This is a genomic window from Lunatimonas lonarensis (assembly GCF_000390185.1).
Taxonomy (GTDB): domain Bacteria; phylum Bacteroidota; class Bacteroidia; order Cytophagales; family Cyclobacteriaceae; genus Lunatimonas; species Lunatimonas lonarensis.
In genome coordinates this window covers 13,848-38,913 of sequence record NZ_AQHR01000020.1, presented here as the reverse complement: position 1 = coordinate 38,913, position 25,066 = coordinate 13,848, and the positions used below count along the sequence as shown (strand labels likewise).

The following is a 25,066-nucleotide window of genomic DNA, read 5'->3' as shown; positions in this document are numbered from 1 at the left end:
GCATAAAATACCACGAGAATACAAGTGAATGTTCCCCTACGGTACGCTGTAGGCTTTTGGTTGGTTAGAGAACGTAATGGACCGAGGGGAGAGGGCAGGATCTGACATTTGTAGTATTCTACTAAACTGATGGAAAAAAAACTACCTGTTACTGTTTTAAGCGGCTTTCTAGGTGCCGGAAAGACAACCTTGCTCAATCATGTGCTTCACAATAAGCAGGGGTTGAAAGTGGCCGTTATTGTCAACGACATGAGCGAAGTCAATGTCGATGCGCAATTGGTACGGAATGAAAATACGCTTTCCCGTACCGAGGAAAAGCTCGTCGAGATGAGCAATGGCTGTATTTGCTGTACCCTACGGGAGGATTTGATGCTTGAAGTCGAGCGTTTGGCAAAGGAAAACCGCTTCGATTATTTGTTGATCGAGAGCACGGGAATTTCCGAGCCCCTGCCGGTCGCACAAACCTTTAGTTTTGTGGATGAAGAAAAAGGAATTGACCTATCTAAATTCAGCCGGTTGGATACCTTGGTTACTGTGGTAGACGCACTGAACTTCTACAAAGACTTTGGGTCAGCGGAAACGGTTTTTTCGAAAATGCTGAATGATGATCCGGAAGATCAACGTTCTATTGTCAATTTATTGACGGACCAAATTGAATTTGCAAATGTAATCATCATTAACAAAGAGGATTTGGTATCCAGGGAAACCGTCGATGAATTGAAAGCCATTATCCGGAAACTGAACCCTTCTGCAAGGATTCTAAGCACATCCAACAGCCAGGTAGATCCCAAGGAGATATTGAATACCGGATTGTTTGACTTTGATACGGCTTCCAATTCGGCGGGGTGGCAGGCAGAACTGCAAAGGGATCACCATACCCCCGAAACAGAGGAATATGGGATATCTTCCTTTGTCTTTCGGAACAAGAGACCCTTTCATCCCCTGCGTTTTTGGAACTACATAACAAAGAGCTGGCCAGCTGGGGTTATCCGTAGCAAAGGGCTTTTTTACATCGCCTCCAGAAAAGACCAAGCCATTTCCTGGTCTCAGGCGGGAGGTTCTCTCAAGGCCGAGCCGGTCGGTGTGTGGTGGGCAAGTATGCCATTCAAAGAGCGTATACGGAATGGCTCCTACATTGAAAACCAAGAATATATCGAATCCAAATGGGATAAAGTCTTTGGAGATAGAATGAATGAGTTGGTTATCATAGGCCAAGACCTGCACCAAGGCCAAATCATAGAGGAGTTGGAAGCATGTCTGCTGACCAATGCCGAGTTGGCCGAATACCTAAAGGGTAAGAAGTTTTCGGACAAATGGCCCATTTAACCTAAATATTCCTTTCGGTGGTTTGTAATGTTTGATTTTCTAGGGGTACACATTCCAAGACGGATGAGGTATGTCTGTTTTAAAAATGCAATATTGTTGCATTTATTGAATGTTGATATGAATCTTTAACCAATGGTGGCAGCAATCGTCCATACTTTCCTCGCGCTTACTTGGGCGGGGTTGCGTTCTTCTGAATTAAGATTGTCTCTAGCGGATGAGGTAAATCAGCCAATTATAGGAGCAATCGTTCAGATTGAGCCTGATGGCTTGTATCAAATAAGCAGTGGGGTTGGTGCAGTAATTTTTAATATGGTTTCAACTGGACAAAAGCGCATTAGTGTATCCATGATGGGATTTGAGCGGGTAGACACGATCGTTCTGGTAAAAGATGAGCCAATACTGGTTCACCTTGTGCTCAAGCAGAGGAGCCTAGAGCTGAATGAGGTCACGGTAACCGCCCAGGAAAACACGCAGGGCTTAAGCACCTCTTCGCTGATTGAGCGGGATGCCATCGCCCATGTTCAGCCAAATAGTTTGAGGGATATATTACAGCTTATTCCGGGTCAGCTGGCGATAAACCCAAGCGTAAACACTCCGCAGCAAATATTGATAAGGCAGGTTTCAACCAATGGGGCCGGAAATGCAGTTGCCCAAATGGGCACGTCCATCGTGATGGATGGAAGCCCTTTATCAAACGATGCAAACCTTCAGTCCAACGTTAATATTCTCAACAGCAGCCCAGGATCTCCGCCTCCATTCCAATCAGTTGCCAACCAAGGGTTTGATCTAAGGCAGATCCCTGCTGATCAAATTGAGTCAGTGGAAGTACTCAGAGGTGTAGGTTCTGCCAGGCATGGAAATTTTACAGCCGGTGCGGTAATAGTGCAGACTCGGATCGGCCCATTCAGACCCAATCTCACCCTTCGTGCCAACCCAAATGCATTGCAGTTTTCAGGCGGTGCGGGATTTCAATGGAATAAATCGCAGGCATTAAGCGTTGATTTGGATGCAATGGATTCAAGACCGGATCCCAGGGATGTTTTCAACAAATTTAGGCGCCAACAAGTAACGGTTGGTCATCAATGGATTGGTCTCAGTGGCAGGTTAATCGTCCGAAATAGGGCTACTGTTGGAATAAACACTGCGTCTCGAGCCATGCAGGCAGACAGGGATCCTTCCCGACGAAGTTGGGAATCCACAGATGAATCGTTTAGATGGAATACCCAGTTAGTTTTACAAAACAATGCCGGTTGGTTTGACCGGTTAGAGGGGACATTTTCACTTTCCCAAAATCGGCAAAGATCTTTTTTTACCGAGTTTATAACCACAAACGTTGGGCCGCGTCCTACTTTTTTGACAGACTCTACCGGTGTAGTCCCATTTGGACCTGCCCGTTACTTCAATAAAACCACCGTGGAAGGCAATCCATTAAATTACTATCACCGGGTTGAGCTTTCCAAAACCATTGCATCTGGAACTATTTCACACAGATTGGTAATGGGTACGGAGTATCGCTATGATGTAAACTCCGGACAGGGGAGGCAATTTGATCTCGAAACTCCTCCCAGACAAAATTTCAGTGCCGGAGACCGACCTAGAGCCTTTGATGATATACCTGGTTTGAACCAACTTTCAGCCTATATGGAGGATCGGTTTTTTCTCCGATTGGGAGGTGTCAGGGTATGGTCTTGGCAGATCGGCTTTCGGGCAGATAGCTATTCTCTATCTGGTACTGAACAGCGTACCATCGGGACTGATTTGCAGCCTAGGGTTCAGACTGCCATCTCCCTGACGCCACAACATAGGCTACGATTGGGCTATGGTATCCATGCCAAAGTGCCTGGATTGAATTTTCTGTCTACCGGCCCAAGATTTATCGATTTGATAAACTTCAATTATTTCGCACCAAATCCAGATGAGCGATTGTTGGTCGTAACTACAAGAAGGATAACTCCCGAAACCGAACGGTTAAGAAGTTTTAGCTCCAATAAAGCAGAAATTGGTTTGGACGGTGAAATAGGGAGGGTTCGCTATTCGATCAATGGATTTATCGAAAAAACGAAGGGAGGGCCAAGTTTTGTCCGTCAGCCCTATATTGCCCATCGTGGATTATTTGACATTTTAGAGGCCAGACCGGGAATGCCTCCCCTATTGACCGAAGGGCCGACCCGATTCGATACCCTATTTTTGGCTTATGATGCTCCCGTGAACAATAGAAGGTTAGAGAACAGGGGCGTTGAATTTGTTCTTGATTTTCCCGAGATCCAATTTCTTCGGACGTCTCTTTCCCTGAACGGCGCATTTATTCAGACAAAGAGCTTTGTAGAGGGGGAAGAAGTGAACCCAAATTTCATCTTTCGTCAGGTGAATGCGCCCTTTGTCCCGTTTTTTCAGGCAGGTCAGGGAAATCTCGGAACCCAACTGAATACTTCGATAAGGCTTATTCACCATATTCCAAACGCTGGCATTGTCCTTTCCTCCCTTACGCAGGTGATATGGCATCAAAGAGACAAATTGATGGGGTTTGATCCATTTCCGACAGCGTTGTTGAATAGGAGAGGTGAACTGTTGAGACTTACGTTGGAGGAGGGCCAAAACCAGGCACTTGCCGAGTTTCGGAATTTGGTTGCTGAGCAGCAACTGGCAGCAATCAGTAGACCTCCTCTATTGTTGGTGAATTTAAGGATGAACAAAGAATTCCAACCCCAAAGAGGCTTTGCATTTTTTGTAAATAACCTCTTTAATCATAGACCATTGTTTCAAGATCCGAGGACCGATGCGTTTGTGCAGCGAAATCTCAGCTTGTTTTTTGGTGCTGAGATTTTCTACCGGTTATAGGAGACAAGCAATCAACTTCGAAATACACATGCTCTTAACAAATACTAAACTAAACTCATTTATCAGATGAAACCAACAACAAGATTACTATCCATTTTTGCGATAATTTATTTGATTTTTGCCTGCGGCGACGAGGATGAGCCTCGGCTTCAACGCTTTGATGTTACCTTTCAGCTGTTATTTCCGGAGGATTTCCTTCAGGAATCGGCTTCTGACGTGGCTGTTAAGCTGGTCAATCTCGCCTCAGGCCAGCAGGTTGAGTTGGTTTCAGGGGTTGATGGTGAGGTGGTTTTCGTAGATCTAGTTCCCGGTGCTTACAGCCTACAGGCTTCGAGGTTTTTGGACGAGGCAGAGGCGATCGCCATGGTAGGCACGCCATTAAACATCAACTTGAATTACGTAAATGCCAATATGTTACTTAATACCACCTCGGCCGGTTCTCCCATTCAGATTAGGTTGGCTGGCTCGGTAACGGGAAATCTCGTCATTAGTCAGGTGTATTATGCCGGGTCTAAAACACCTGAAGGATCCAATTACTTTTTTGACCAATTTTTTGAAATCTATAATAATTCAAGTGAGCCCATTGCCTTGGATGGCTTGATTCTATCAAACATCCATGGGCCTTCGGGACAAATCAACCCCAATACTATCCCTACGCCTTTTGCAGACGATCAATCAAACGTCTACATTACAACCGCGTGGAGGATTCCGGGAAATGGCAACACCCAGGTTTTGCAACCATTTTCTGCAGTTACCATTGCCCAGCAAGGGATTAACCACCGTGCACCCGAAGCAAACCCAGGAAGCCCCGTTGACCTTAGTCAAGCAAATTTTGAACTTTTCGTAGTAGGGTCAGAGCGCGATGTGGACGCACCTAATGTGCCAAACATGGAAATGCTTTACCATCCGTTTAATGGTACCTTCTCCCTTGTTCCGGTGTTTGGACCGGCGACAATCATCTGGAGGACAGACGATTTCGATGCGCTCGAACGGGTCGCTATTCCGGGAGCCAACCCAACCGCCCCCCCTGTGGTAAGGGTTCCCAATGGCTTGGTGATTGATGCCGTGGAGGCATTGAGGAGTGAAACCGACGGAGGCTTTAAAAGAATTCCTGTCAGTTTGGATGCTGGTTTTTCTTTTGTAAATGGCACCTATTCCAGTGAGTCAATTCGTCGAAAATCCAGGACAGTGGATGGAAATATGCTGTATGTTGACACCAACAACAGTACCAATGATTTTGCCATCAATCCGAGTCCTTCACCAACGAACCGTTGACGGCTGAAAAACCGCTCAAATAAAATGAGTAATTTCTAGTTAAAAGAGTCAAAGTCTTACCTGACCGTTCCCGAGTGCTAAAAAACAAGGATAGATACATGAAAAGGGTAAAAGGCCTGTTGCGATGGCTGGTTTTCAGCCTATTTTTTACCACAACTTCGTTAACGGCCTTCACGCTGGATTCTCTTTCGCTGAAAAATGAACAGATGGGTGATTTTCACCCTATTCAGTATTTCCTGCGTCAGGATATATCGTGGCATGCTGCTTACCCTTTTTTAATGCAGGAAACCCAAACCGAATTCTATCGGGCTGTATTATCTTATGCTAAAGGGGGGGGAATGCTTGTTGAGTCCTTGAAGCCAGAAGCAGTTAAGACCATTGGGTTTTATTCACAGTCTCGAAAACAACTGGGATCATGGTCTCTTCAAGGTGACTTCCACTATACCAGGCAGGTGGAAATCGTCCGTCCTTTTTTGCTGCAGCGCTTGGGCAATCAGACCAATCCTTTTCTGTTGGGCCAAGAGCAGACATCCCCTTGGTCGGGAGATCTTGTAGCAATAAATCTCTCGGGCAACGCTGCGAGATATAAACAGGGAAAATTAGGTAATTTTTTTCTTGTCAATTACCAGGTTGAAACCTCTTCCATGGATGCGGAACCCAGACCTCTTTACCATAGGAACGAGTACCAAATTCAGGTCGGCCAAAATTTTCGTCCAAACGTCCAAACAGAAATCGGACTTGCTGGAAGAATATTGAAAGGAAATGAAGAAAACCAACTTGGAGTTTTTGCCGCCCAGGAGTTTTCATTGGTCTTTATGAGAGGACTCAACACATTTTCCAGAAACGCATTCCAGAGCTTTACCAGAAACCAGTTTACCGAGGAGCTGGCGCTTCAATTTTACGGAAAATATACGTTCTCCAACAGTTCTATGGTATTTGTAGCATTAAAGAATGGGTCGAGGTCAGCTACCATTAGGGATGGTATTGCATTTCCTTTGGACGGAGGAAGTTTACGGGGAAATACCTATTCAATTCATTCCGGATTGATCATCCCATTCAAAGCCCATGACTATCAACAGCATCTGTCTTGGGAGGGATCAAACGGTACCGCGTTGGATCCTGTTTTTCAAGCGATCAATTACCATTTTGGTACCCGTACATGGCAGGGAGTTCACACCTTAAGCGGTAAACAGGCCAACCAAGTAGCGGAGTTGTATTGGTCATTCAAGCAGCAATCGGATGAAGACTTGGCTGCGGGAACACAGAGAAGATTTTCCAGCCTGTACTTTCTTGCCAGCAACGCTCTTTCGGTGCTCAATTACCAAAATGCAAGTCTATTTATTCGGCCAGGTATTGGCATGTTTCTACCGCAGTCAAATAGTTTTCCTGAAGGGCAACTGGGCATTGCCCAGTTTGTGCACCATCCGAACAGATTATTTTACGGGGGGAATCATTTCGAAGGTCAGTTAGCCTGTTGGTTATTGCTGCGGTCCGAAAAAGAATCCATCAAGCTCGGTGCCGACTATTCATACAGAACCCAACGATCACGGAGTTTTTCCTTCCTTCAGGTTAACCTTTCATTAATCCTTTAAATCACCAAATTATGCAACGTGCTTTCATTAGGCAAATTAGAAAAGGTAGCCTATTGCTTTGGTTCATTTTCACCTATGCTGCCCTCACCGCACAGGAAAATGTCCAAAAACTACAGTTGGCGGATTCTATTGCCAAACAAACCCTAGAAAAAGAGGGACTTTTTACCGTAATGGGCGGACTAAAACCGATCAGTACTGTTGAGCATATACAGTTTTCGATTGACAGCCTTTCCAAAGAATACCTAAACCCAGCACAAGTGGCACAGCAAATACGTATGCTCAAGGAAAGCCTGATGGAATTGACAGACGATAATATCGGGTTTGCCATAGTGCCATTTAAAGCGGTTTATGGCAGTGGAAGGAGTTTTCAATTATTGGTATTTAACAGAGCAAGTATTCAAAAGGCCATAGCCAAGTATCCCGATTTTTTTATCAAACGAGGTGTCCTAGCAGATGCCGAAATCGACCCAAGCCCGTTATTGATCATGTATGAGTTTGAAGAAAAGATGGATCGTTTTCGGGCCTACGGTTACCTATTTGGATACCCTGCCTATGCTGTGGATTTTTTTGTCGACGCTGCCTTACATCAAGAAGAAACCGGCGAGTTTGTAAAGCGGGGTTTCTTTCAAATTCCAGTGGCCAGCTCTGACACCGGTAGATTTGTGTATGCAATCCCTGAAAATCAAGAACCCCAACCAGTAGACTTGGAAATAGAACGGAGGGCACGGGAAATTTTGGAAACATACAAAAGGATCCGAGATGAAAGGCCGGACGCATTGACGGATTATCCATTCTTGCAATTATTCAAATTTGTACGGGAGAGTTTTGGCAATTGCAATTGCCTTAATTGAATGGGTGGCATCATTGCCCTAATCCTTCCTTCTACACTCCTTGTATTTGAAATCTTTTGTTCGCTCAGTCTTTTTTCATGTCAGCCGTAAATAGTTCATTCAATTTACGAAATGCCGAATATTCTTATGTAATTTTGAGCCGTCTAACAGATACGTGGAATTTTTGAGACGGCCATGAACATTGTAATCGCGGGAGCGGGAGATATGGGATTTCATCTTGCCGAGCAGCTGATTATCGAGAATAATGACATTACGCTCATTGATCTTGACTCGGATGTATTGGATAGCACCTCTGCACAGCTGGACGTGTTGACCATTTCGGGCGATTCAGCGTCCATAGACGTGTTGAGGTATGCGAATGTACATCAAGCCCACCTCGTTCTGGCTGTAACCACCTCAGAAAAAACAAACATTGTAACGGCCGTAATGGCTAAGCAGTTGGGTGCAAAGAGGGTAGTGGCGCGGGTACGCAGCCACGATTACCTAAATCCCGAAAACCAGGATTATTTTTTAAAGCTAGGCATAGACTCCATTATCTCGCCCTCTATGCTCTGCAGCAATGAAATTACCCGGATGATGAAAAACTCCACGTTTTCGGATGTGATGGAGTTTGAGGGAGGTAAGCTAAATGTGGTAGGGATCACGCTGGACAGGTACTCTCCTTTGGTAAACAAGCGCCTTTCCGATGCCAGTACGGATCCCATCTTTGAAGATATCCGCATCATTGCCCTGGTCCGCGACCAGATTACGATCATCCCTAAGGGCGAAACCTACATTCGAAATGGAGACCACGTGTTTTTTATCTCGAACAAAAAGGCGGTGGATTCAGTAAAGGAGCTTATTCGGCATAAGGAAGTACCCATTCGCCAGGTAATGATAATAGGTGGTGACGATCTCGCCTATTCAACGGCCAAAAAGCTGGAGGAAAATTACCGGGTTACGCTCATTCACAATCAGAAGGAACGCTGTAAATGGCTTTCCCAACGGCTGAACAGGTCCTTGGTAATTCATGGAGATTATAAAAACATCAGCTTATTGATTGATGAGGGATTGGAAACCATGGATGGATTTTTGGCGCTGACAGAAAGTTCCGAGACCAATATCATCACAAGCCTCAGCGCAAAAAACCACGGGGTTTACAAGACGATTGCCCACGTGGATACCAGGGAGTATATCCATATTTCGCATAGCATTGGCGTAGATTCCCTGATAAATAAAAAACTGGTGGCGGCAAATTATGTCAGTCGCTACCTTCGAAAGGGCAATGTGGAGGCCATTGCGGGAATCCATGGAGTGGATGCTGAATTCGTGCAGTATGTGGTTACGAAAAACAACCGCATAACTAAAAAATCGCTCAAAAAACTTCATTTTCCAGATACGGCCATCGTTGCAGGCGTGATCAGGGGAGACGACGTGTTTATTCCGGACGGTAACTTCCATCTACAACTCAACGACAAGGCTATCGTGCTCGCATTGCCATCTGCCAAGCCGGTTCTGGAGCGATTATTCAATTGAGGCATGATTCATTTTAAGGCGATTTTTAAGGTGATGGGAGGGCTGCTTATGCTGCTGGCGCTGAGTATGATGCCTTGCATTGCTTTTTCGCTTTATTACGATAGTGGAGATGAATTCCCGCTGGTAATCTCTACATTGATATCCGGAATTGTTGGAGCGACTCTTTTTTTCTCCTTCGCATCTCAGGATCAAAACATCCGCAAGCGGGAAGGCTACCTGATAGTTGCCCTCAGTTGGGTCTTCATGACCATTTTTGGTTTGTTGCCTTACCTGTTTAGTGGCTCTATTCCTAATTTTTCCGACGCCGTATTTGAGACGATTTCTGGTTTCACCACCACCGGTGCCACTATTTTGGAAGACATAGAATCCATACCAAAAGGTGTTTTGTTGTGGAGAAGTATGACCCAATGGATAGGGGGACTGGGAATCATTGTACTCACCGTTGCCATTTTCCCACTATTGGGTATAGGTGGTATTGAATTGTTTGTTGCTGAGTCTTCAGGCCCAAAACCTGACAAGCTACATCCTAGAATTCAAGAAACAGCTAAGAGGTTATGGATCCTTTATGTTGGCTTAACTCTTTTGCTTATTGCCATTTATTTTCTTTTGGGAATGTCCTTCTTTGATTCGGTAAACCACAGTTTGACTACAATGGCAACTGGTGGATTTTCGACCAAAAATGACTCAATGGCGCATTTTACTGATCCATCCATACAATACACGGCCATATTTTTTATGTTTTTGGCAGGAACAAATTTTACACTTATTTACTTGGGGTTAACTGGTAAGTTTAAAAAGGTATGGTCCAGCGATGAATTCAGGGCCTATTTTATGTCTGTGTCGTTAACGGTTCTGGCTGTGGCCGTAGGAGTGTATTCCGTTACAGACGTTCATTGGGAGAAAGCTTTTCGGGATTCGCTCTTTCAAATAGTGTCGTTGGTCACTACCACCGGCTACGTGACCGCTGATTATACATCCTATAATTCCGGCCTTACCATTATATTTTTTATGTTGTTGTTTACCGGGGCCTGTGCCGGATCCACTTCCGGCGGAATCAAGTTTATCAGGCACCTGACGTTCGTGAAGAACTCCACACTTGAATTTAAACGAATAGTTCATCCAAGAGCTGTTATACCCCTGAAAATCAATGGAGAAAGGGTAAACGGTCGAGTCATTACCCATATCTTTACCTTTCTGCTGGTTTATTTGATGATTTTTGTTTTGGGAAGTATTGTGATGTCCATAGCGGGTTACGATCTACTTACTTCTTTCGGGGCGGTCGCCACTTCATTAGGCAATGTGGGTCCCGCCATTGGAAGGGTAGGTCCTATGGATAATTTTGCGTTTTTCTCACCCTTTGCCAAACTGTTTTTAAGTTTTCTGATGCTATTGGGAAGGCTGGAGCTGTTTACCATTTTGGTTTTGTTCACACCGTTCTTTTGGAGGGCCAATTAAGCCGGATCAACCTGTCAAATTTGCTTTAGTCAATGCTTGTTATTTATACCCATAATAATCTGACTAACAACACCTTGTATGTACCCACTTAGAATACAATGGGTAGGTAAGGGTTTTACTTCTGCTAAATAAGATGGAAAATATACCTAGTAATATACCCGTATATGCGGTATTTACCGACCCGCTCAGAGGATTCAAGGGAAACCCGGCCGCGGTCGTCGAATCGGAAACGCCTATACCGGCAGCGGACATGCAACAGCTGGCGGCCCTACTGGGGCAACCTGCGACCACGTTTTTGGTAAGATCGGTAGATAATCCGTCCCGCTTCGACGTACGGTGGTTCGCTCCGGATGAGGAGATCGGACTTTGTGGGCATGGTGCCGCGGCCGCAGGGGCTTACTTGGGACAAAAATACGCTGGACTAAACCGGTTTGAGCTTGTTTACGGATCTGGAGAAATGGAGGTGCGTTTTCAGCAGCCCGGTATGGTTTCATTGCTACTGCAAGCTATTCCCATAAAGCAGGAGATCCCAGTGCCAAGGGCTATCAAGGAAGGGTTGGGAATACCCATTCTGGCCATGTATGAAACAGGCAACAAGCACTTGATACGTACCGATTTGGAGGAATCGGTGCGAACCATGGTTCCTGATTTCGAAAGACTCCGTGACGCCGACTTATTCGGGTATGCCGTTACGGCACCGGGCATCGAGGTTGATTTTGTCAGCAGGACGTTGGTTCCCCATGTGCAGCAGCTGGAAGATTATGCTACCGGATCCTCCCATGCCATGCTCGCATCTTATTGGGGTAAGCAATTGAATAAAAGTAGCCTACTAGCACACCAACTCAGCAGCAGAGGAGGAGCCTTTAGGATCCAACTAACGGATAATACGGTTGAGCTCACTGGACATTTCCTGATAGAACGCTAGTATAAACCCATAGCCTACTTTTTTGATTGCATTCCTTTTTTATTTTTTTAAACTTTGCCCATGCTAAAAACCATCCTATCTTCCCTGTTACCGGCCTTAATGACCTGTCATGTATTGGGACAGCAGGCCTACCAGACGCTTTTCGAATCCAGTCAGGGAAAGGAGACGCCCGAGTATTCGGAGGTGATTGCCTATTTTGATCGACTGGCCCGGGATTTTGATCCTATCCAAATCAGGGAAGTTGGGATGACCGATGCGGGGCTTCCGTTGCATCTTGTAATCGTTGATCCCTGGAAGGATTTTGACCCCTCCGTTTGGCACAGCAAGGGCAGGGTAGTCCTTTTTGTCAACAACGGCATCCATCCGGGAGAACCGGACGGCATTGATGCCTCTATGATGTTGGTTAGGGACCTAGCCTTGGGAAAAAAGAGGTTGCCCGCCAACACCGTTGTAGCTTTGATCCCTGTATACAATATCGGAGGGCATTTGAACAGAGGCTCCTTTAGTAGGGTAAACCAAAATGGGCCGGAGGCGTATGGATTTCGGGCCAACGCCCGCAACTACGATCTCAACCGGGACTTCATCAAAGCGGACACCCGAAATGCGCAGTCTTTCCAGGAGATTTTCCATTGGCTGCAGCCCCAGATCTTTATCGATACCCACGTCAGTAATGGAGCGGATTACCAACATGTGATGACGTTGATTTCGACCCAACATAACCGACTGGGGGGGCCGTTGGCACCGTATTTGGAAGAAAGGTTAGAGCCGCAGTTGTATGCGTTGATGGAGGAGGCCGGCTATCCGCTCGTCCCTTACGTAAACGCCTGGAATGGCGCTCCGGAGGACGGGTGGCCTCAATTCAAGGACAGCGGCCGGTATAGCAGCGGATATGCTGCCCTGTTCGGATGCCTCAGTTTCATGCCCGAAACCCACATGCTTAAACCCTACAACGATCGGGTGATGTCCACGTATGCGTTGTTCGAATCTTTTTTTGAAGTAATCGAACGTGATGGGGAATTGATCAATCGTCTGTATCGGCAGCAGCGCGAATGGCTAAGATCAAGGAAAGAGGTTGCGATAAACCACCAATTGGATCGCGGTAAATTCAAATACATTGACTTTAAAGGCTACAGGTCGGCTTATAAGCCTTCAGAAGTGTCTGGATTTCCACGTCTTTATTACGATAGGAATCAACCTTTTTCGACACAGGTAAAATTTTTCAATACCTACATCGCAGGTTTGACCATTACCTTGCCAAAAGCATACCTGATACCGCAAGGTTGGCACCAGGTGATCGAGAATCTGGCAAGGAATGGCGTGCGCATGGAGCGATTTGAAAAGGACACGGCGATGGAAGTGGTGGTGTATCGCCTAGAAGAATTCAACACAGTACCAAATGCCTATGAGGGACATTACCTGCATTCGGATGTGCAGCATTCCTCCCAAGTCGTTAGGCAGACATTCCGCAAAGGGGACGTTATTGTCCCTACAGACCAGCCCGCCGCGCGGTACCTTGCGGAGGTGTTGGAACCCCAGGGAGAAGATAGTTTTTTTGCTTGGAATTTTTTTGATACCATTTTGCAGGCCAAAGAGGGCTATTCGGCCTACGTATTTGAAGATCTGGCCGCGGACTACCTACGGGATCATCCGGCCTTGAAGGCGCAGTTGGAAGAAGCAAAGGAGGCAGATCCTGGTTTTGCCCAGGATGGTTCTGCCCAACTTCGTTGGGTTTATGAACGCTCTCCCTGGAAGGAAAAGGAACATAACAGGTACCCGGTTTTCCGCTTAGAATAGGGCTTAAAAGACAGGTATTCGGTACATCACCCGCACCGCCAAAAAGCCCATATGAAAAGGCGACCTACCGGTGTGCTGGTAGCGGAAACTCAGCTCGAAGGGATCAAAAACGTAGCCTGCCTCTGCGGCAAAGCCCAGCTCTGCGGTAGTCACGTTGTCGCTGTTCTGTGCGAACCGATTACGGGTAACGTGCAGGGCACCTCCTACCTGGGGCTCGAAAAACAACTGGTCAAAAAACATGCGGTACCCGATGGTAAGCGGCATTAGGTTGAATGCTACATTGTCACCCGCGGGTAGGGCTATCGTAGATTTGATGGGGAAGTAGGTAAAGCCACCTGTTAGGCTTACCTGCCCGTTCATACCCACGCCATAGAGTGCCTTGACGGATCCCCCAAAACCGGCAGGAAATTCATTTTGAAAAAACTCGTTTAATGTGATCCCTGCATCAAACCCCACGTTGAGCGAATTGACACCCACTTGTGACCAAGAGAGCTGAACGGATACCAACAGAAAAAAAGCAACCAAGTAAAATCGTCTCATAGAAATTCTTTGAATAGAAAGTATAGTCAAATTACAAAAATATTTGGCAAATTCGAAGGCATAACTGCAACGATCAGTAGAAATGTATAAAAATAACCCAAATGCCGCAGATTAAGTTTGGGAGTTGAATCGAATTAATGGCTTTATTAACCTATATGAGAAAGTTGGTAGGATACGGGCGAGTGTATCGAGTGGTTCCAATGCTGGTCTTTTGGCTTGGTTTGGCTGTTTTTTTCCCCGCCTGCTCGCCTTCCGGAGAGAACAGAACAACGCAGGGGGAGACACCTTGGCGTGCCCCTGAATCCGCCAATCACCGATTGAACCCATTTCAGGACGAATCAGCACTCGAGGCAGGCAAGGCGGTTTACCAGGTATACTGCTGGAGCTGCCACGGAGAGACAGGGATGGGTGATGGGGCCGCGGGAGGCGCCATGGATTCCAGGCCGGCAGATTTTCACACAAAGTCGTTCCTGAACCAGACAGATGGGGCTATTTTTTGGAAGATATCTACTGGAAGAAACATCATGCCCTCATTCGAGGAGGTTCTCTCAGAACAGGAGCGATGGCAGGTTACTGCTTACATCCGTAAACTGGGGGAGGGAATGGCAGAAACCTTGGCTGCCTCACCCGTTCGTCTTCGTGACGACCTGCAGATAAACCACTACATGAAAGTTGCGCCGAGGGCCGTGCGGATATTTTACGAACCGAAGACCGACGCAATTTGGTACGCGACCTTTGAGGGAGAGGTTTTTCGTATTTTGCGAAGCCAGAAGCCTCTGAAAGCTGAGCGGATCTTGTCGGTCAGCGATCACGGCATCAGCCGGCTTCAAGGGGCAACCATCCAAGGCAACACACTTTTTTTGGCGGGAAATAACCGGGTAAACGACAACAAGGGAACAACGGGATGGGTAATGCGCGTGTCATTAGATTCTGATGGAAAGCATTCGGTAACCAAGGTTTTCTCTACGGTGGAATACGGAACTACCAGTACACCGTTTGATCACGGATGGAGTGCCGTCCGCGTAAGCCCAGATGGTCGCCACCTTTTTGTCGTAAGCGGATCCCGTACAGACCACGGAGAGGTTCAGGACAACAAAGGAGCCTATCCAAATTCGAGAAATGAACCCCTGACGGCGGCCATTTTCCGTTTTCCGATTGACACCAAGGATTTGTTGCTGGAAAATGACCTAGACTGGTTGCGTAGCAGGGGATTTCTCTACGCTGAGGGTATAAGAAATGCGTATGATTTCGATTTTGATAAAGAAGGCAATATGTTTGCGGTGGTAAATTCCGGAGACTACGACCAGAGTGAGGACATGTTTTGGGTAAGGGAAGGTCACCATTATGGTTTTCCCTGGGTAATGGGTGGATTGGAAACCCCGCAGCAATTTCCCGATTGGCATCCCGACCCTGAAAAAGATCCGTTCCTGAATACGTCTGCAGCGGCATGGCCTCAGGATTTTTACAACGATCCCGATTTTCCAAAGCGCCCCGATCAGGTGGTTTTTTCTCCGGGCATGCGGAATTTCGGACCGGACGCTGTCAAGTACAGGGACCGCAAAACCGGCGAAATTATGGATGCCGCAGCCACGGGTAGCAGCATTACCAGTTTTACTGCCCATTCTTCGCCGTTGGGGTTGAATTTTGACCGCGATGGACTCCTCGGTGATCCCTATACGGGGAGTGCCTTGACGCTTCGATATACCAAAGGAACCAAATCCAGCCTAATGCAGCCCTTTACCACAAATGGAGAGGATTTACTGCTGCTTCGGGTAAGGTATGATCCTGCCTTGGATAATTTCACCTTGAATTCCTGGCGCATAGCAGAAGGCTTTAACCAGCCGGTCGATGCTGTTTTGGTAGGAAAGGAATTATATGTTATTGAGTACGGAGGACGACAACGGGGAGGAAATATCTGGACGGTGTCATTTCCCTAAACCAATTGTGTTATGAAGAAATCAGGTTTTATTGCCCTAGTTATTCTTGGCCTTATTGGATGCACCGGCGATGAAAAGACAGCCGAGAAGCCGCTCCCAAATGTCCTGTTTATCGCGATAGATGACCTGAACGATTGGGTAGGGGCTTTGGGGGGACACCCCCAAATTCACACCCCAAACATCGATAGGTTGGCAGCTAGGGGTGTTTTGTTTGCCAATGCCCACACCCAGGCCACGCTGTGCAACCCCTCCAGGGTCAGCATCCTGACGGGCTACAGACCTTCCTCGACAGGGATTTACAATCTGCTCCCCCATTTCAGGGACGTGGAAAAAACGCGGGATGCGGTTACCCTTCCGCAATATTTTCAGCAGCATGGGTATAAAACCCTTTCAAACGGAAAAGTTTTTCATACGCTAGGCGATACCGACGTCAAACGGGTCGATTTTGAGGAATGGGGGCCTATCGGAGGCGGAACGGCCGGGCATCCTCCGCAAAAATTGGTTCCTGCCACCCATATGGGCAACCATCCCCTGATTGATTGGGGCGTGTACCCTGCGGAAGATGACAGTGTCCGAAATGATTTTAAGGTGGCAAGCTGGGCGGAAGAGCGCTTGGCAGCCTTGGCCCAAAACGAGGACGGCAAGCCGTTTTTTATGGCTGTGGGCTTTTGGCTTCCCCATGTACCCTTGTTTGCTACCCAAAAGTGGTTTGATCTATACCCAATGGAAGCTGGCATTCAGCTACCTCCTGCACCGGACAACGAGCGCGAGGACGTGCCGGATTTTGCCTGGTACCTGCATTGGTACCTGCCGGAGGTTCGGCTGAGTTGGTTGAAGGAAAATGGGCAATGGGAGAATTTTGTCCGTTCCTACATGGCGACGATCAGCTTTACCGATGCGCAGGTGGGACGGGTATTGGATGCGTTGGAAGCCGAAGGTTTGGCGGACAATACGATCGTGGTGCTTTGGTCTGACCACGGGTTTCACCTGGGCGAAAAAGGCATTACAGGCAAAAATACCCTTTGGGAACGATCTACGCGGGTTCCTTTGATTTTTGCCGGCCCGGGCATTCCGCAGGGAAATGTGGTAGCCCGACCTGCCGAGCTGCTGGATATATACCCAACCCTGGTGGACTGGGTAGGCCTGCCATTCAAGGAAGGATTGGAAGGAGTCTCCCTTAAACCCCAGTTATTGGATCCGACCGCCGACCGGGAGCGCCCTGCCATCACCACCCACAACCCCGGAAACAACAGCGTCAGGTCTGAAAGGTGGCGGTACATTCGGTATGCCAATGGCGCGGAGGAACTGTACGATCATCAGCTGGATCCCCATGAGCATGTCAACTTGGCCCAAAACCCGGAATTTCGGGCCGTGAAGGATGAATTGCGGGGATGGATCAGGGAAAAAGACGAACCCCATGCACCCGGCAGTGGGCATAGAAACCTGGAGCAAGTGGACGGTGTATGGCATTGGGAAGGCAACCCGATCGTTTGGGAGGAGCTGGTGAAGTAGGAGCAACTCTCGAAAGTAGGGATGTATGCTTCTGTTTTTCCAATGAATCGTTGGTTTCAGGTAATCCATACAGGGAGATAAAAATTTATATTTTGTCAATGAAACGTGATCTCAATGAACTCAAATTAATAAAATTTCAATTCGACGAACCGGTATTGAAAAAAATGTATTTTTGAATAATACTTTAACAAAAATTTTTTTAATCAAAAAATAGCCATTACCTTTGTAGTGTAGTTCGAGGTAATTGCTTCGGTCATACGTTTGTAACAAGATCGTTCAGAGATCTAGCTGGAGGTGGTTTCATCCACCGGAGGTTCGAATCCTTCTGTTGCAACTTGGTTATTTTGGGTTTATTGTTAATTGACTAAAGCTATGGAACGATGTTTCATAGCTTTTTTATTTTTCTGCCTTCCTAACCTTTTAGTGCCTTCATTTTGATGCCAAATTCATTGTTCTTCCAATATTGATTCCGCGCCATTGACGCTTGGGTAGGGTATCCGCATTCCTCCTTGGGCGTTGCCCAAGGCTGGTGATTTTGCACTTGGTTCTGATATTTAAAAAGGCAACAACGGTGCGATGAGCACTGGTATTGCCTATTTAGCTACCGGTGGACCGAAAAAACGTACATTGTGTAGGCTTTCAATCTCTGTCCAACGAAATTGAAGCAGTTTTGGCCTATCTCACCCGACGATGAGAAAATGCTTCATTGCTTGACCACTTTTCAGTTCAACTTTTGGGATTTCTGGTCAAAAAAGAAATCTGAATCCACCTTCTTTCTGTACTTTCCAAGGCCTGCTTTGTGAAGGACTGGCTTATTCAGTTCGTGAACAGGCAAAACGTAGAGCTCCGCCGGGTCGGAAGGTTTCCCGCCAATGCCCAACACAATGAAGACGGGGTAATTTTCCTGCTTGGCGAAGGCCTTATAGCGTTCCAATTGGCCATCGTTGGCAAACCGAACAAAATCGCCGGTGGGTTCGGATCTCCATTTGCATTCTACGGCAAAAGGGTAGGAGTCGCCGCGAAGCGTTAGGGATAGTTGGATATCCGGCTGGGTGGTGGTGTCGGCGTATCGTCCCTCCACAAATTTATCCCCTGCCCAGTTTCGGATGTCGAAGTACCTTTTGTCGAACTTCTGCACCACAAACTTCTCAAAGTCGTATCCCGCTTTAGCGTTCACATCGATGAGTTCTGTTTCGCTGTCTTCTTCGGAGGCTTCGAGTTCCTGCTTGATAAGGGCAACGATCAAATCCCCATCTTTTCCTTCCGCCTGTGCCACTTCCCGAACCAGCTTTTCCTCTTTGGGCGTGAGGATTCCATCGGCTTTTACGGCTGCGATAACCTGATTCAGGGATTCGTTCTTTTCCGGCTTTGATCTGATCAGAAGAACAATCCCAACAAGTAGGAGTCCTCCGCCGAGGATAATAAGTAGTATTGGAAGCATGCGTGTCATGGGGTTAAGTCTTTGGTACCTTATTAATACTGGGGATTTAGAGGAAGCTTTTTGACTGGAGCTTCTCTAAAGCTGTCAACTTTTGAGTAGTCAACCTTTGACCTTGAATTTTCACTAGATGAATCCGAACCTTCTGATAAATAATGAGGGTTCAGATGATACGTAGTCCATCTTCCTGTAAAGGCGATTTGTTTGCAACTTTTGAGTAATTTTCGATACTCCTTAATAGGGCTTCAACATGAGTTTTATTCAATATATTCTTAATTCATTCAATTTAAATTCAGACTCTGTGTCAAGACTTAGCTCTGATATTACGCAGTTAATTTCATTTTTGATTACAAAGTCAATAATCTCCTGCTTTTCACTTTGAGTCATTTTACACCCTAAAACAATTTTTCTAATAATTTTTTTATCGTAACAAATTGTTTCTCGTGATCCATCGGCCTTTACTATTCTGTATTCATCCTCGTATTGCCAGATTTCTGACTTAGTAGATAGTTGTTTAATATAAAATTCAAGTGGGCCTCCGAATATATCCATCTTGGGGATTTGTCTCTGGTATACAACTGGTCCTATTGTTCCACCAATTTCATTAAATAGATCTTGAGAATCAAAACCAATACAAAAGCCTCGATGGGAATTACCATAGTGAGACCACATTAAGTAATTCAAATATTTTGGAGTTAAAGAAAGAATTCCAAAAGTCGCATCGATTTTTCTTATATTTTCCAGGCGCTGTTCCTCCAAATGTTTTGGATCGTTTAGCAGATCTTTTTTCATTGCTTCATAACAATATTCTTCAATTTCTGTATCAGACCATTTGGGATTTTCCTCTTTGGCTAATTGCCTCATTCTTATATATAAATTTTCCTCAGTTAAGTCCTCTGGATTATATACAAACGGAATTGATCCTTCATATGGATCGTTGAACATTGTTGTAGAAGGCAAAAATATTTCAAAGTTAAAAAGAATACGCTTGTTGTATTCATTGTGATAATCTCTATACTTATACAAAATACTAGGTGTTTTCATAAGTTTTTGTGATTTTATATTTCAATTATTAAAAAATACAGTAAGATGAAACTCTATTTTTATCTGCGATGTAATGTATACATGATTGATACTCTATTATTAGTGATTAGAGGTTACTTATCCTCTGTATTTGATAATAGATAGCCCCAGTATTCTTTACTGTATAATTCTTGTATTTTTCTTATAGTCATGCTATTATATTTTATCATAATTGAAATAGTTTTGAGTATATCAATAAAAATATGTGAAAAAATATGTAAATATAAATCTAGTTATAATAATTTTATTAAGACTCCCCAAATTATTATACCTAGAAAAAAAAACCATAATGCAAGCCTCTAATTAATAAAGAAACCCAACGATAGATTTTATTCAAATTTGAGAATTTTGACCATGGGATATCTCCAGTGGCATTTACTTTTTTGCATTTTGGACATTGAATGTATGGTATTACAAGATTTGAAACCCTAAATCCATTAGCTGGTGTGTATCCTTCTGTAAATGAATAGGAACAATGCCTACATCTAATGTTTTTGTAATATCCCATAGAAATAGCTATTAAATTCCTTTTATTATATTTATCTCCTCCTCATTCAACCCATACAGCTCATAAACCAATTGGTCAACTTCGGCTTCAAAAGTAGAGGTGTCAGATTTCGGATCTTGCTTTTTGGTTTCAAGTATTTCTATGACCAATTCTTCGATTTGGTCTTTGATTCTTTGCTCGGGAGTTATGATTGGAAGTTGGGCGATATACACAGGCTTGTATTCAAAGTATCCATTCTGTTTTGTTGATGCAATTGACTTTAAATAGAAGTCAATCGTTTTTGAGCTCATAATACCTAAAAGCACCAAATCTTTTATTGGGATTATCGTGGTTTTATCGTTGCTGTAATTTCCCTCAACATCAAGGCAATAAGACGCTGATTTTACAATTGCTGGAATAATAATTTTCTCCTTCTCAAATTCTTCATAATAATCCACAGCATCCTGAATTTCATACCATTTGTAAGTGCCGGGTTTTCGGCCGGGCCAGTTAGACCCTTTGTAGTCCTTGGGTTTGGGCTCTAGCCTTTCCCTGAATTTTTCGAGATGGGAGAGGATTGCAGGATAGTTTTCAATTTCAATTCCCCGTCGTGTGAAAATCAAAAACTTATCACTCGTTGGCTGCTGGTACCGCTTGATGTCCCTACCTGCCAAAAAGGGTTTGATCACCTCTGCACTGCGCGGATCTTCTGCAATCAGCCGCTCTTTGGTCTCCAAATCGATGACAAAGGCCTCGTTTAAGCCTGTCAACACACCCCTGAATATTTTTCCTTCTACATACTCCGATAGGGGAACGCCCTGGGATTTGAGTTTGAGCAGCAGTGCCTGAGACCGACTGTCGGTCAGGGTCCAGCCTTCCTCGCCCAGGCCTTCAGGCGATACTTCCATCCGGTTCTTTCTCAGATAGTATTCCATACCCCCCGAAAAATCCAGCGTTTGAAGGTTTGCCGCGTGGAAATTTTCCCCACCAGCCGCTTTGGACAAGGCGATGATCAGGGGATAGGTGGTCGCTTCCTCAAAGACGGGCAAGTCTCCGAAATCGAGGAGCTCACGGATCGCAAAGCCTTTGACATAACTCCGCATGGCTTTCCCATATCCGGCCCGCATCCATTTGTTGGGGATGATAAAGATAAAATCACCGGCGTCCTTCAGCAGGGTCATGCCGAGTTCCACGAAATATACATAGAGGTCTGCCGTACCCGCAAAGGTTTGGAACCTTTCTTTCAGGTAGGGTTTTAGATGGGAAAACTCCTCCTGCCGGATGTAGGGGGGATTGCCGATTATCAGGTCAAATCCCACAAAATCGCCCTCTTCGTTCAATACTTCCGGGAACTCAAATCTCCACTCGAAGGCATTTTCGTAGATCCGATTGGCTTTGATTTCCTCTATTTGCATTTCCAATTTGTTGAGCTCCGCGGAAACTTTCTCAATTTTAGCCTGTCGGACTTTCTTCTCCTTGGCAGACGCTTCGAAGATAGCGGTCTGACTGGTGAGGTTGTACAGTTCACCCCCAAGCTTGGCCTTGCGGATGATCTTGGGATCGTTTTTGGAGATCTCGGAGCGGAAGTTGGTTTTGATTTGCGCAATCAGTGCTTCCATTGCCCGCTTTTCGTCCTTGGTTTTGGCATTGCGGTAGGTGGAGACGGCTGCCTTGTAGTCTTCGATTTTCCAGGACCCTTTGAGCGCAGACTTAAGGTTGGCATCCAGCGCAAAACGGGACACAAGCGAATTGCCGCATTTGATATTGATGTCGATATTGGGGAGGGTTTCCAGTTCGCGCTGACCTTTGAGGTTTTCAGATCCTCGAAGGTCTTTGTATTCATCCCTCAGGTCCTCACTCTCAGCGTAGCAAACGGGAGAGCTGTTGCCGGTTGCAGAACCTGCCTTTTTATAATAGGCACTTTTCAATAGCTCAATCCAAAGCCGTAGCCGGCATATCTTCACCGAATTGGGATTGATGTCCACGCCAAACAGGCAGTTTTCGATGATCGTCTGCTTCTCGTGAAAAAGGGTTTCCTGGATTCGCTGGCTATCCTTGCTTAAGTAGTTGTATTCGAATAAATTACCCTCTAAGTCCACAACGACCAATTCGTCGTTGACCACTTCGACGGCATGACTGCTGATCGGGTCATAATTGGCATCTACCAAGATTTTCAACTCACTCTTGATGGCAATCAACTCATTCAATACAGATACGAGAAAATGCCCAGATCCAACCGCGGGATCCACGATTTTCAGGCTATTGATGATCTCGTTGGCTGTTTTTCTGACTTCTCTTCTGTTGCCGGCTCTGATTTCTTCCTGTATGTCTTCCTTCAGCTCTTCAAAGGTTTGGCAGTTCCATCCTTTGGCCTGATTGAATTTTTGGACGATGGTTTTCCGAATCGCCTTCGCAGACATGTACATAGTAATAAACCCGGGCGTAAAAACAGATCCATCTTTGTAGCCGTTGATTTTCTCAAAGATAAGGCCCAGCACGGAAGCGTTGATCAAGGTCTTGTTATCTTCCTGAATATCCTCCGACCCCTCCGAACTGAAATCGTAGGCGTTGAGAAACTCCAACAGGTACTCCAGTGCGGAAAGACTCCCGGTCCGCCTTTTCCCCTGCTCGCTTTTCAAGACCGTCGTGGCGATGATGGGGACGGGCTTTTCATCCCCAAGGTTGGAGATGAACAGGGTGCTGTGTTCCATATCCGTCGGCTCAAACAGGGAACTGTTCAGGTAGGGGACATGGCCAAATGTGAGGGTGATCTCCTTAGACCTGTCTTCTTGTTTTCTGGCCAGTACCTTAAAAAAGAGGCTGTTAAGGTCGTCATAACTTCTTATTTTCTCCGGATTCAAGAAAGAATAGGAGCGGTCTCCCTTATGGTACTGGATAAGCTGGGCTTCCAAGAGTTTTAAAAACAGGATCCTATTGACCCAGGTGATGGTGAGCTCCAATCCCACATTGAAAAGCCGCTCCTCATGGGTGGCTCCAAACTGACTTGGCTTTTCCAGTCTGCTGATTTTGTCCAAGCTGTCCAGTTCGGTAATGGTGCTTTCCAACAGGGAACCTGCATTTCGCTCGCCTACCTTGTTTCTCCCGATCACCTTTTTGCTGCCTTCCTTGGTCTCGGTTAGTCCAATGATATGCAACAGTTCGCCGTAAAATCGTCTGTCCAGGCTGTTGCTGTCGTTCGCAAACGGCAGCTTGAGCAAATGCTCCGGCGAAAAAAGTTTAAAAAGCGCAATCAGCTGCACATCATCCGCCATATCCGCATTTCGGAGCGGTTTTTCATACTGCCTTAGGTCAAAATAGGTAAATGCCATTTCCCCCTCCATCCTGTCAATCGCCTTGGCGGCGATCTCCTTATAAAAAAAATCGGTGGTTGTGCCTGATAGTTTTCCCTCCTCAAATGCCTTGAAGTCCTTCACCAACGCATTGTTTTGGGCAAAAGCCTTTTCAAACACGGTTGCGTCAAACACAAACCACTCATGTATATTGGTAACGATCAGGTGCTTTATCTCCAGATTACCATGCGTAATGCGTTCTCTGAGGAAGTACAATATGAGCTCCTGCAAGGATTTTACATTGAGATTCGCCCTCAAATCCCCTCTCGGCGAAGCTGAGAGGTCAGCCTCCCCCTCTCCGGCGGGGAGAGGGGGCCGGGGGGTGAGGGCGTTCTCCCCCAATGAAGTTTGAAGTACAAAGGCACAATCCAAAATCTCCTGCAAAACCCTTTCGGTTTTTTCGATGACCTCTTTATTGGAAAACCTTAATACAGTCAATCCTAATTCGTTCAATTCATGTGTCCTGCCCTCATCATATCCTCTTTGCTCCAATGATTGGTGGTATCCGCCATCAACTTCAATTACCAATCGGCATTCGGCACAATAAAAATCCAGAATAAACTGATCGTTGACAGGATGTTGTCTCCTAAATTTTAACCCATTCAGTTTTCTGTTTCTGAGCATTTCCCACAAGAATGCTTCTGCATCCGTGGCATTTTTCCGGTTGTTTCTAGCAAACTCGAGAATGATGGGATTAACTTTTTTTCGCTGAAGTGCTATTTCCTTAGCCTTCCTCAAAATCTCCCCCTCTCCGGCGGGGAGAGGGGGCCGGGGGGTGAGGGCGCCAAACCCAATCATCTCACTCTTATTTGCGGGCTTCTTGGTTTCCAGGATTATGCCCACGGGGCTTTTCCCATCCTTTCCATTGTGGATGACCAGATCGTTTCTCCCTTTGGTGTTGATGGAGAAATCCGGTTCATAATAGGTTCGTTTGAGGAAGTCCGCAACCAAATTCTTGTGAAACTCTTCGGACTCCGCTTCATTGATCTGATCAAGCAAGCGGATGAGGTTGGATTTAAAGACCTCGATTTGCGTCCGTACAGGCTTTACTTTCAAAAATGCCTTGTTTAATGCCTGCCTAGGTTTGAAAATCTTTTGATTCATGTTGCGGGATTAGATCCAGAAAAATACCGAGAACCAAGTTGCTT

General features: G+C 45.8%; 15 protein-coding genes. 11 read left to right on the top strand and 4 right to left on the bottom strand.

Annotated elements, in window-relative coordinates; genetic code table 11:
* The first annotated feature begins 129 nt into the window (after positions 1 to 129).
* The 9 genes from ADIS_RS02030 to ADIS_RS01990 all read left to right on the top strand — a co-directional run bounded on the left by ADIS_RS02030 (position 130) and on the right by ADIS_RS01990 (position 13,571).
* The gene (locus ADIS_RS02030) at positions 130 to 1,326 is read left to right on the top strand and encodes a GTP-binding protein (protein ID WP_010852605.1); all 1,197 of its coding nucleotides are present in this window, start codon (positions 130 to 132) and stop codon (positions 1,324 to 1,326) included.
* A gap of 132 nt (positions 1,327 to 1,458) precedes the next feature.
* Entirely contained in the window at positions 1,459 to 4,164 is a 2,706-nt protein-coding gene (locus ADIS_RS02025) for a TonB-dependent receptor (protein WP_155907044.1), read from the top strand.
* A gap of 66 nt (positions 4,165 to 4,230) precedes the next feature.
* A complete protein-coding gene (locus tag ADIS_RS02020) occupies positions 4,231 to 5,439 on the top strand; it encodes a DUF4876 domain-containing protein (RefSeq protein ID WP_010852603.1) in 1,209 nt (402 codons plus the stop codon).
* A 98-nt stretch (positions 5,440 to 5,537) separates the two neighbouring features.
* On the top strand, positions 5,538 to 7,031 hold the full coding sequence (locus ADIS_RS02015; RefSeq protein WP_010852602.1) for a DUF6850 family outer membrane beta-barrel protein: 1,494 nt from the start codon (positions 5,538 to 5,540) through the stop codon (positions 7,029 to 7,031).
* Between the two features lie 11 nt (positions 7,032 to 7,042).
* Positions 7,043 to 7,882 (top strand): hypothetical protein, encoded by an 840-nt coding sequence (locus tag ADIS_RS02010; protein ID WP_010852601.1) that lies wholly within the window; start codon positions 7,043 to 7,045, stop codon positions 7,880 to 7,882.
* A 174-nt stretch (positions 7,883 to 8,056) separates the two neighbouring features.
* The gene (gene trkA / locus ADIS_RS02005) at positions 8,057 to 9,397 is read left to right on the top strand and encodes a Trk system potassium transporter TrkA (protein ID WP_010852600.1); all 1,341 of its coding nucleotides are present in this window, start codon (positions 8,057 to 8,059) and stop codon (positions 9,395 to 9,397) included.
* A gap of 3 nt (positions 9,398 to 9,400) precedes the next feature.
* On the top strand, positions 9,401 to 10,852 hold the full coding sequence (locus tag ADIS_RS02000) for a TrkH family potassium uptake protein (RefSeq protein ID WP_010852599.1): 1,452 nt from the start codon (positions 9,401 to 9,403) through the stop codon (positions 10,850 to 10,852).
* 133 nt (positions 10,853 to 10,985) lie between these two features.
* Entirely contained in the window at positions 10,986 to 11,777 is a 792-nt protein-coding gene (locus tag ADIS_RS01995) for a PhzF family phenazine biosynthesis protein (RefSeq protein WP_010852598.1), read from the top strand.
* Positions 11,778 to 11,837: 60 nt separating this feature from the next.
* A complete protein-coding gene (locus ADIS_RS01990) occupies positions 11,838 to 13,571 on the top strand; it encodes a M14 family metallopeptidase (RefSeq protein ID WP_010852597.1) in 1,734 nt (577 codons plus the stop codon).
* A gap of 3 nt (positions 13,572 to 13,574) precedes the next feature.
* On the opposite strand, the gene ADIS_RS01985 is transcribed toward ADIS_RS01990, so the two are convergent.
* Complete coding sequence (locus tag ADIS_RS01985; RefSeq protein WP_010852596.1) at positions 13,575 to 14,111, bottom strand: hypothetical protein; 537 nt, start codon at positions 14,109 to 14,111, stop codon at positions 13,575 to 13,577.
* Positions 14,112 to 14,266: 155 nt separating this feature from the next.
* Between ADIS_RS01985 and ADIS_RS01980 the strand changes: the two genes are divergently transcribed.
* Together ADIS_RS01980 and ADIS_RS01975 are read left to right on the top strand one after the other, a co-directional pair.
* Positions 14,267 to 16,048, top strand: coding sequence for a c-type cytochrome (locus ADIS_RS01980; RefSeq protein WP_162141546.1), 1,782 nt, complete (start codon positions 14,267 to 14,269; stop codon positions 16,046 to 16,048).
* A 12-nt stretch (positions 16,049 to 16,060) separates the two neighbouring features.
* Positions 16,061 to 17,560 (top strand): sulfatase, encoded by a 1,500-nt coding sequence (locus tag ADIS_RS01975; protein ID WP_010852594.1) that lies wholly within the window; start codon positions 16,061 to 16,063, stop codon positions 17,558 to 17,560.
* Positions 17,561 to 18,281: 721 nt separating this feature from the next.
* Here the strand turns inward: ADIS_RS01975 and ADIS_RS01970 are convergent.
* From ADIS_RS01970 to ADIS_RS01960, 3 genes are all read right to left on the bottom strand, one after another.
* Complete coding sequence (locus tag ADIS_RS01970; protein ID WP_010852591.1) at positions 18,282 to 19,001, bottom strand: hypothetical protein; 720 nt, start codon at positions 18,999 to 19,001, stop codon at positions 18,282 to 18,284.
* A gap of 258 nt (positions 19,002 to 19,259) precedes the next feature.
* Positions 19,260 to 20,042: a DUF2971 domain-containing protein gene (locus ADIS_RS01965; RefSeq protein ID WP_010852590.1), complete on the bottom strand. Its 783-nt coding sequence runs from the start codon at positions 20,040 to 20,042 to the stop codon at positions 19,260 to 19,262.
* Positions 20,043 to 20,600: 558 nt separating this feature from the next.
* The gene (locus ADIS_RS01960) at positions 20,601 to 25,022 is read right to left on the bottom strand and encodes a type IIG restriction enzyme/methyltransferase (protein ID WP_010852589.1); all 4,422 of its coding nucleotides are present in this window, start codon (positions 25,020 to 25,022) and stop codon (positions 20,601 to 20,603) included.
* Positions 25,023 to 25,066 lie beyond the last annotated feature (44 nt).